Raw genomic sequence first — 7,234 nt, 5'->3', positions numbered from 1 at the left:
CGCCCACAAAAAAAGCCCGGCAGCGCTACCGGGCTTCTTTATTTGCGATTAACGGGCGAGGCGCGATAACGCTTCATCCGTTTCCTGCTCTGCTGTGCGGACGCCGTGAATCAGCGGCCCATAACGCCGGCTGAACTCCCAGTTGTACGGCACGCGATCCTTGCTGACACCGTTATCCCAGTTCACCGACCAGGTCATCAGCCCTTTGATCGGCAGCCCTTTGATCGCCAGACGCTTGAGCGCATTGCCCACTGCGGTGCTGTCGATCACATAACCGGTGGCGGCCGCATCGACGTTGGCCGGCAGGCCGATGACGAATTTGTCCGCCGGGATTTTGGTGAAACCGCGGGTCCCGGTCACCAGACTTTCGGTCAGGTAATAGAGGAAGTCCTCTTTCAGCGCATCATTGTTCTGCGCGATCCACGCGCCATTGCCGTTATTGGCTTCCGGCACCCAGACCCCGTCGCCGCCCTGGTTGTAGAACTGCGGGGCGATGAAGTCGTAATAGCCTTCGAGTGCCTGCAGGTAACCAACGTATTTGCCGTTGGTGGTCAGGTACGGAAACTCCGGGGCCATGCTGATGATGAAGTGCTTGCCCTGGCCTGCGTAGTGATCCTTGACCAGTTTCAGCGCGGCTGGTAGCACGGTCTTGTTGGCAGCGAAATCAATCGCGCTCTGTTCAAGATCGATGTCCAACCCATCGAAGCCGTAGGTTTCCACCATACGGATGATTTCATTGGCCAGCGGTTGCTCCTGCCCGCTGCGCAATTCGATGTGTGCATCGGCGCCCCCCAGGGACAGCAGCACCGCCCGCCCCTGGCTGTTGAGTACGCCGACCTGACGCCGGAACTCGGCATCGGAGACGTTGTACGGCTTGAAAGTCGGAATTCCGCTGCCCTTCATGAACGCCACCGCGATCACGTTGTACTCCTTGGGCACGGCTTCCAGAGCGATCTCGGCGAATCGGCCCTGGCGATAGCCGTCACTCGGACCCGCCGGCCAGTTGTGCCAGAAGCCCATGAGTATTTTTTTGCCGGCGATGCTCGGCATCAGCGAGGCCGCGTCGGCCGCCTGGTTTTGCACTAGCGTGAAGTCGATATTTGACATGTTCTAATCCTTCAGAACCTGTGGGTTGAGCGTAACGCCGTTATTTGAAGTCGACGTCGAACGCCTGATAGAACGCGTTGCCGGTGTTGGCGACGATCCACATCAACACGATGACGTGACGACCTTTTTTATTGGCCGGCAATTTCACCGAATGATTGACCTTGGCCTTCAATTCCCCCGGATAGCTGTAATACGGCACTTGAGTGTAGAAGTCTTCGGCGAAAGGCTGCGCCTCGAGCTGTGCACGGGAAATCCGCTGTTTCGGATCCCAGCCATCCTTGGTGATCATCCAGCGATAGCCGCGGGTGGTGTGCGGCGCGGTGTATTCCCACTTCACTTCCAGTGTCTGGCCCGGGGTAACGCTAAGCAGCGGCCAGTTGAACGGACGGTTGAGCTTCTTGCTCATTTCCTCATCGGTGAAGTTTACGCAGTCACGGGCATCGGTCTTGCCGCCGCTGAGAATGTAACCATCGGCGGGCGGTGTGACGCTGTCACTGTCGCTGCCATAGGGAGCAGGAAAAGGCCCTGCCACGAGCGCCGGGAAGTTCTTGCCGCCTTCCATTTCGTTGACCTGCCAGGCACCGAGCAATCCTTGCTCGATGGCTACCGCACCGCGGCTGGCTGGAGAGGTGACGCGACCGTGTCGCAGTTGGGTTTGAGCTTGTGGTTGATTCATGTTTTTTCACTCCGTTGATTTAAGAACTCTCCTGTCCGAGGAGAGGCCTTCAAGCTAACGGAGGTGGTTTTTTTGTCCATCGGCGGTTTTGTCGCAGGCAATCGACCGCCCGCATTGAAAACACCGAAAATACTGGATGTATATCCAGTCAATTGAGACAACACCCACCTGATGCATGGCTAAAGGCCTACACGCCAACACAGCAAAAACCTGCATTCACCACTCACTCCAGTTGTGCCTGGTATTCCTTTTCGTACTGCCCGGCGAGCTGTTCTTTTTGCTTGTCGTCAAGCAACTTGCCTGCCATCTGGAAGAACTTCTGTTCCTCTTCCTTGAGATGGTGATGAACCTTGTCCGAGAGCTTCTTGGCGGTCGCCAGCCACGCCGGACTGGACATCTCGGTCTCGTCCAGCTCTTCCATCATCTCGTCCATTTCATGGTGCTCGGAGATGGCATGGCGACTGAGGTCGACACCGTTGTCGAATTCCATCAGCGGGATGTAGAAGTGGCGTTCTTCGGCGGTTTCATGGGCCTGCAGTTCAGCCTTGAGCTGCTTGTAGGCCTCAACCCGCTCCGGAGTATCACCGCTGGTTTCGACCAGGGCTTTGGCGTAGCTGCGCTGGCGGTCATGGCTTTCGCGAAGGGCTTCGAAAATATTCATGGGGTGATCCTCATCAGTCGCGTTCGGAAATGACGCTGTAAAACCTAGACCCCGACGTCTCAGCGACGGTTCCAAAGGCTTGAGGAAGGACTTGGAGGACGCCCCCCCGGCAGGATAGGCTGCGGATTCACCTCACAAGGAAGTTGCGCATGACGTTACGAATCGAGCTGTCGCAGAACCCCACGGAAGAACAACGCAAGGCCATTCTCGAGCCTTTGATTGCGTATAACGACGCCCAGACCGGTGGTTCCGTGTCAGAACCCTTCGCCCTGCTGGTGCGCGATGAACACGACGCGATTCTCGGCGGTTTGTATGGCCGGGTGATTTTTACCTGGATGTACATTGAGTTGCTGTGCGTCCCGGAACAGGGCCGCGGACAACGCATCGGCTCGGAACTGATGGCCATGGCGGAAAATCTGGCCCGAGAGAAGAACTGCCTGGGCATCTGGCTGGACACCTTCGATTTTCAGGCGCCGGAGTTTTACAAGAAGTTGGGATTCAGCCAGTTTGGCGAGATCGTCGACTACCCGCCGGGGCATAGCCGTCATTATTTCCAGAAGCGATTGATCGGCTGAATGCACTGGCCCCATCGCGAGCAGGCTCACTCCTACACTGGATTTGTATTTGTCACCAATCCTGTAGAAGCGAGCGTGCTCGCGATGGCGGCAGCCGCCTCAACGCAAGATCAAAGACAGGTCGCCAACCCCGCCAACCGGCGCTTGGCGACAAAATCATCCTTCTGCACGTAATAATTGAGCACGGTCCCCGACGCATCGCTGGTCACGTCGACAAACGACTCCGCCGAACGCGTATACACCGTCGAACCACCCTTCTTGCCCGGTTGCAGATAGGCCCCCGCATCCACGCCAAACACCGCTTCGTCCTGCCAGGCGAATTGCACGCACTGGGCCACGACTTGCTCGGGCTTGTCCGAGGTCAGAACCTTGTAAGGTGCTTTGGTGCGAGAATCATCCATCACCGAACCCGCGCAGCCAGCCAGCACGGTCGCGGCCAGCGCTACCATCAGAATTCGCATTGCATTCGCTCATTCAGAAAAAAGCGGACTGTATCACCGCAACAGGCAAAATCGTTCTGCTTTACTGCATTTATAGCGCGACACGCATCGGCCGCTCCGGCACCCTAGGGTCATCAGCCTCACAAGGAACACACATGGCGCCCACCGATCAGCGACATGAACAAGCCCTGAAACTGTTTCTCGACGCGCGCCCCGACCTGCGCGAAACCCTCGATCATCTCAATCCGCTGCTGGCCCAGGCCAAGGGCGAAACCCCGGCGCAGTATCGTGAAGAACGCCTGCACGAAGCCTTCGAGGCCGAGGCGGAGCATCAAGGCCTGTTCGCCTGGGAACTGACCTTGCTCCTGACGGCGGCAACGCCCGAGGACTATCAGGCCCAGCGCATGGAGGTGCACCGCGAGGTGGCGGAAATGGCGCACATGAGCTGGCCGGACTATTGCGACCTGTATGGGTTAGAACCGTAACCGCCGCTCAAGGATATCGCCGCCGATGCTGCCTTCGACCTCGACTCACCGCGCCACGTCCGGACATCTGCACCGGCAGAAATGGCGTGGCCGTATCGGTCTGGCACTGGTGGCCAGTCTGTCGGTGCTGGCGGGCATGACCGACGCGATCGGCTTCATGGCCAGCGGCGATTTCGTTTCGTTCATGAGCGGCAACACCACGCGGCTGGCGGTGGCGATCAGTGACGGCGACCTCGGACTGACGCTGCGCCTGATCATCCTCGTCGTCACCTTCGTGTTCGGTAATGCCTTGGGGATCGTGATCGGGCGCCTCGGTGGTCGGCGCACATTGCCCTTGTTGCTGTGCATCGCCACCTTGCTCTGCCTGGCGGCCGCCTGGCCATATGACACGCAACTGCCGGCGCTGCTCGCGGCGATCATCGCGATGGGCATGCTCAACGCGGCGGTCGAGGAAGTGAACGGTCTGCCGGTCGGCCTGACCTACGTGACCGGAGCGTTGTCGCGGTTCGGCCGTGGACTGGGGCGCTGGATGCTCGGCGAACGCCGTAACGGCTGGCGGGTACAACTGGTGCCATGGAGCGGGATGTTCATCGGCGCGATTCTCGGCGCGGTGCTGGAACAGCATTTCGGGCTTCGGGCATTGTTCGCCAGCGGCTTGCTGGCTGCTGTACTGGGCGTGCTGTCCCTGAGCATTCCGCGGCGTTGGCAACTGGGCTATATGCCCCGCTGAAATACGATTCTGTAGGAGCGGGCTTGCTCGCGAAAGCGGTGCATCAGTCAAAGATGTTTTGAATGACCCAACGACTTCGCGAGCAAGCCCGCTCCCACAGAGGGCATGTGCTTCACTTGGTTTCGCGGCTGCCTTCATAAAGCATTATCATGGCCGCAGTTTTGCTGATCGAGTCCGTCATGAAGTTCGCCATCGCGCTGTTTTCCGCCGCCCATGCGCCCTCCTCGCGCCGTGCCCTGCTGTTTGCGCAGGCTGCGCTGGCCGGCGGGCATGAGATTGTCCGGCTGTTTTTCTATCAGGACGGCGTCTACAACGCCTCCGACGCGGTGGTCACCCCGCAGGACGAACTGGACCTGCCCAAACAGTGGCGCGCGTTCATCAGCGAGCAGCAACTGGACGGCGTGGTGTGCATCGCCGCCGCCCTGCGCCGTGGTGTGCTGAATGACGAAGAAGCCAAACGCTACCAGCGTGATGCCGTCGCGGTCAGCGCGCCGTGGGAATTGTCCGGCCTCGGCCAGTTGCACGATGCGGTGCAGGACGCCGATCGACTGATCTGTTTCGGAGGCACGTGAGATGGCCAAATCGCTGTTGATCATCAGCCGCCAGTCGCCGTGGTCCGGCCCCGGCGCCCGCGAAGCGCTGGACATCGTGCTGGCCGGCGGCGCGTTCGATCTGCCGATCGGCCTGCTGTTTCTCGACGACGGCGTGCTGCAACTGGCCGCTGGACAGAACGCCAAGGCCCTGCAACAGAAAGACCTCAGCGCCAACCTGCAGGCGCTGCCGATGTTCGGCGTTGAAGAACTGTTCTACTGCGCCGACAGCGCCAGCCATCGTGGCCTGAGCAGTCTGTCGCTGGACGAAGCGCAACCACTCGGCGCCAGCGAAATCACCGCCCTCATTGACCGTTACGACCAGGTGATCACCCTCTGATGTCGACTTTGCATGTGTTGTCTCATTCCCCGTTCGGCGACGATCGCCTGAGCAGTTGCCTGCGCGTGATCGGCGCTGCCGACGCCCTGCTGTTATCCGGCGATGCCGTTTACGCGCTGCAATCTGGCACCGCGCCGTTCAACACGCTGAACGAGCGCCGGGTCAAGCTGTTCGCCCTCGCCGAAGACCTGCAGGCCCGTGCCATCGTTGTTCCCGACTGGGCCGAAGCCATCGATTACCCGGCCTTCGTCGAACTGTCGATCCACCACGACAAGGTCAACAGCTGGCTATGAACTCCATGACTGTCGGCGCCCGCGCCATCGAACTGGACAAGGACGGCTTTCTGGTCGACCTCGACGACTGGTCCCATGACGTCGCCAGCGCCCTCGCCGCCGCCGAAGACATCGAACTGACGGCGGAACACTGGGAAGTCCTCGAACTGCTGCGCAGCTTCTACGCAGAATTCCAGCTGTCCCCGGCCACCCGCCCGCTGATCAAGTACACCGCACTCAAACTCGGCCCGGACAAAGGCAACAGCCTGCACCTGAACCGACTGTTCAAAGGCACCCCTGCCAAACTCGCCGCGAAACTGGCGGGCCTGCCCAAACCGACGAATTGCTTATGACCGACTTTCCAGCGCTGACCCTCGAAACGCCCGCCGAACACCCGTTCGCACCATTCGTGCGGATCCTCGGCAAGGGCAAGCGCGGTGCCCGCGACCTGACCCGCGAGGAAGCACGGGAAGCCATGGGCATGGTGCTCGACGACAAAGTCGAAGACACCCAGCTCGGGGCCTTTCTGATGCTGCTGCGGCACAAGGAAGAAAGCGCCGAGGAAATGGCCGGTTTCACCGAAGCCCTCCGCGAGCGCCTGTCAGCACCAACGCTGAACGTCGATCTGGACTGGCCGACCTACGCCGGCAAGAAGCGCCATCTGCCGTGGTATCTGCTGTCGGCCAAGTGCCTGGCGCAAAACGGCGTGCGGATTTTCATGCACGGCGGCGGCGCGCATACCGCCGGACGGATGTACACCGAACAACTGCTTGGCGAGTTGAACATTCCGCTGTGCCGCACCTGGCAGCAGGTCGGCAGCGCGCTGGACAACGGCGGTCTGGCGTTCATGCCGCTGATGGACTGGGCGCCGCAGTTACAGAAGATGATCGACCTGCGCAACACCATGGGCCTGCGTTCGCCGATCCATTCGCTGGCACGGATTCTCAATCCGCTGCACGCGCGTTGTGGCCTGCAGAGCATTTTCCACCCGGGCTATCAAGCGGTGCATCGCGAGGCCAGCGGTCTGCTCGGCGACACGGCGATCGTGGTCAAGGGCGATGGCGGCGAAATCGAGATCAACCCGGATGCCGACAGCCACCTTTATGGCACCACAGGCGGCGAGAGCTGGGACGAGGAATGGCCGCAACTGTCGAGCCAGCGCCACGTCAAACCGTCCTCGCTGGATGTCGAGCATTTGAAAGCGGTTTGGCGCGGCGAGGTGGTCGACAGCTATCCGCAGTTGGCGCTGATCTCGACCATGGCCTTGGCCCTGCGCGGTCTCGGTCAAAGTCGCGAGCAAGCGTTCGAAACCGCCGAGCAATACTGGGCTGCACGTAACAAATCGATTTAACCGATCA

The 7,234-nt window shown here is 60.2% G+C and carries 11 protein-coding genes and 1 pseudogene; 8 read left to right on the top strand and 4 right to left on the bottom strand.

Annotated features, from left to right (window positions below; genetic code table 11):
• Positions 1-105: 105 nt before the first annotated feature.
• From LCH64_RS23030 to LCH64_RS23020, 3 genes and pseudogenes are all read right to left on the bottom strand, one after another.
• Positions 106-1,107, bottom strand: a pseudogene (locus LCH64_RS23030) (chitinase); the annotation flags it as partial.
• A 40-nt stretch (positions 1,108-1,147) separates the two neighbouring features.
• Positions 1,148-1,783 carry a lytic polysaccharide monooxygenase auxiliary activity family 9 protein gene (locus LCH64_RS23025; RefSeq protein WP_003223871.1) on the bottom strand — a complete coding sequence of 212 codons (636 nt, stop codon included), beginning with the start codon at positions 1,781-1,783 and terminating at the stop codon, positions 1,148-1,150.
• A 223-nt stretch (positions 1,784-2,006) separates the two neighbouring features.
• Positions 2,007-2,444 carry a hemerythrin domain-containing protein gene (locus LCH64_RS23020; protein WP_003223870.1) on the bottom strand — a complete coding sequence of 146 codons (438 nt, stop codon included), beginning with the start codon at positions 2,442-2,444 and terminating at the stop codon, positions 2,007-2,009.
• 149 nt (positions 2,445-2,593) lie between these two features.
• Between LCH64_RS23020 and LCH64_RS23015 the strand changes: the two genes are divergently transcribed.
• Positions 2,594-3,019 (top strand): GNAT family N-acetyltransferase, encoded by a 426-nt coding sequence (locus LCH64_RS23015; protein WP_103521195.1) that lies wholly within the window; start codon positions 2,594-2,596, stop codon positions 3,017-3,019.
• 110 nt (positions 3,020-3,129) lie between these two features.
• Here the strand turns inward: LCH64_RS23015 and LCH64_RS23010 are convergent, their stop codons facing one another.
• The gene (locus LCH64_RS23010; protein ID WP_103486093.1) at positions 3,130-3,480 is read right to left on the bottom strand and encodes a hypothetical protein; all 351 of its coding nucleotides are present in this window, start codon (positions 3,478-3,480) and stop codon (positions 3,130-3,132) included.
• Positions 3,481-3,614: 134 nt separating this feature from the next.
• Here LCH64_RS23010 and LCH64_RS23005 point away from each other — a divergent pair, with 134 nt between their 5' ends.
• The 7 genes from LCH64_RS23005 to LCH64_RS22975 all read left to right on the top strand — a co-directional run bounded on the left by LCH64_RS23005 (position 3,615) and on the right by LCH64_RS22975 (position 7,227).
• Positions 3,615-3,944, top strand: coding sequence for a DUF6388 family protein (locus LCH64_RS23005; protein WP_226501336.1), 330 nt, complete (start codon positions 3,615-3,617; stop codon positions 3,942-3,944).
• A gap of 25 nt (positions 3,945-3,969) precedes the next feature.
• Positions 3,970-4,674 carry a YoaK family protein gene (locus LCH64_RS23000; protein WP_226501335.1) on the top strand — a complete coding sequence of 235 codons (705 nt, stop codon included), beginning with the start codon at positions 3,970-3,972 and terminating at the stop codon, positions 4,672-4,674.
• Between the two features lie 179 nt (positions 4,675-4,853).
• Positions 4,854-5,246 carry a sulfurtransferase complex subunit TusD gene (gene tusD, locus LCH64_RS22995; protein WP_226501334.1) on the top strand — a complete coding sequence of 131 codons (393 nt, stop codon included), beginning with the start codon at positions 4,854-4,856 and terminating at the stop codon, positions 5,244-5,246.
• Between the two features lies 1 nt (position 5,247).
• Positions 5,248-5,604 (top strand): sulfurtransferase complex subunit TusC, encoded by a 357-nt coding sequence (gene tusC, locus LCH64_RS22990; RefSeq protein ID WP_103521193.1) that lies wholly within the window; start codon positions 5,248-5,250, stop codon positions 5,602-5,604.
• Positions 5,604-5,897 (top strand): sulfurtransferase complex subunit TusB, encoded by a 294-nt coding sequence (tusB, locus tag LCH64_RS22985; RefSeq protein WP_226501333.1) that lies wholly within the window; start codon positions 5,604-5,606, stop codon positions 5,895-5,897. The genes tusC and tusB overlap by 1 nt, the downstream gene beginning before the upstream one ends.
• Positions 5,894-6,229, top strand: a complete 336-nt coding sequence (locus LCH64_RS22980) for a TusE/DsrC/DsvC family sulfur relay protein (protein WP_003223861.1) — start codon at positions 5,894-5,896, stop codon at positions 6,227-6,229. The genes tusB and LCH64_RS22980 overlap by 4 nt, the downstream gene beginning before the upstream one ends.
• The gene (locus LCH64_RS22975) at positions 6,226-7,227 is read left to right on the top strand and encodes a glycosyl transferase family protein (RefSeq protein WP_226501332.1); all 1,002 of its coding nucleotides are present in this window, start codon (positions 6,226-6,228) and stop codon (positions 7,225-7,227) included. The genes LCH64_RS22980 and LCH64_RS22975 overlap by 4 nt, the downstream gene beginning before the upstream one ends.
• The last annotated feature ends 7 nt before the right edge of the window (positions 7,228-7,234 follow it).

It is taken from the genome of Pseudomonas sp. MWU16-30322, from assembly GCF_020515535.1.
GTDB lineage: Bacteria > Pseudomonadota > Gammaproteobacteria > Pseudomonadales > Pseudomonadaceae > Aquipseudomonas > Aquipseudomonas fluorescens_H.
The sequence above is the reverse complement of the archived record's forward strand: the minus strand, read 5'-3'. Positions and strand labels throughout refer to the sequence as shown.

Coding starts and splice junctions, on each gene's coding strand:
- LCH64_RS23000 (WP_226501335.1), top strand. CDS start 3,970: ATGCTGCCTTCGACCTCGACTCACCGCGCCACGTCCGGACATCTGCAC.
- LCH64_RS23015 (WP_103521195.1), top strand. CDS start 2,594: ATGACGTTACGAATCGAGCTGTCGCAGAACCCCACGGAAGAACAACGC.
- LCH64_RS23025 (WP_003223871.1), bottom strand. CDS start 1,783: ATGAATCAACCACAAGCTCAAACCCAACTGCGACACGGTCGCGTCACC.
- LCH64_RS23010 (WP_103486093.1), bottom strand. CDS start 3,480: ATGCGAATTCTGATGGTAGCGCTGGCCGCGACCGTGCTGGCTGGCTGC.
- tusD (WP_226501334.1), top strand. CDS start 4,854: ATGAAGTTCGCCATCGCGCTGTTTTCCGCCGCCCATGCGCCCTCCTCG.
- LCH64_RS23020 (WP_003223870.1), bottom strand. CDS start 2,444: ATGAATATTTTCGAAGCCCTTCGCGAAAGCCATGACCGCCAGCGCAGC.
- LCH64_RS23005 (WP_226501336.1), top strand. CDS start 3,615: ATGGCGCCCACCGATCAGCGACATGAACAAGCCCTGAAACTGTTTCTC.
- tusC (WP_103521193.1), top strand. CDS start 5,248: ATGGCCAAATCGCTGTTGATCATCAGCCGCCAGTCGCCGTGGTCCGGC.
- LCH64_RS22975 (WP_226501332.1), top strand. CDS start 6,226: ATGACCGACTTTCCAGCGCTGACCCTCGAAACGCCCGCCGAACACCCG.
- tusB (WP_226501333.1), top strand. CDS start 5,604: ATGTCGACTTTGCATGTGTTGTCTCATTCCCCGTTCGGCGACGATCGC.
- LCH64_RS22980 (WP_003223861.1), top strand. CDS start 5,894: ATGAACTCCATGACTGTCGGCGCCCGCGCCATCGAACTGGACAAGGAC.